The following is a 255-nucleotide window of genomic DNA, read 5'->3' on the forward strand; positions in this document are numbered from 1 at the left end:
TTGGGCCATCAGTCGCAGCAACAACCAGGATCGCGCCGTCCATCTGCGCAGCACCGGTGATCATGTTTTTCACATAGTCGGCGTGGCCTGGGCAGTCAACGTGCGCATAGTGGCGAGACGGGGTTTCATATTCAACGTGAGAAGTGTTGATGGTGATACCACGTGCTTTCTCTTCTGGCGCTTTATCGATCTCATCGAATTTGCTTGCCTTACCGCCGTAGGTTTTAGCCAGTACGGTAGTAATTGCTGCAGTCA

Annotated in this window: 1 protein-coding gene; it reads right to left on the bottom strand. The window is 52.5% G+C overall.

Going from position 1 to position 255, the window contains the following annotated elements; translation table 11 throughout:
• Positions 1-255: GTP-binding protein (locus IB226_RS23135; RefSeq protein ID WP_255526523.1), on the bottom strand; the 255-nt coding region annotated here is incomplete at both ends.

It is taken from the genome of Pantoea sp. PNT03 (assembly GCF_014852515.1).
GTDB lineage: Bacteria > Pseudomonadota > Gammaproteobacteria > Enterobacterales > Enterobacteriaceae > Pantoea > Pantoea leporis.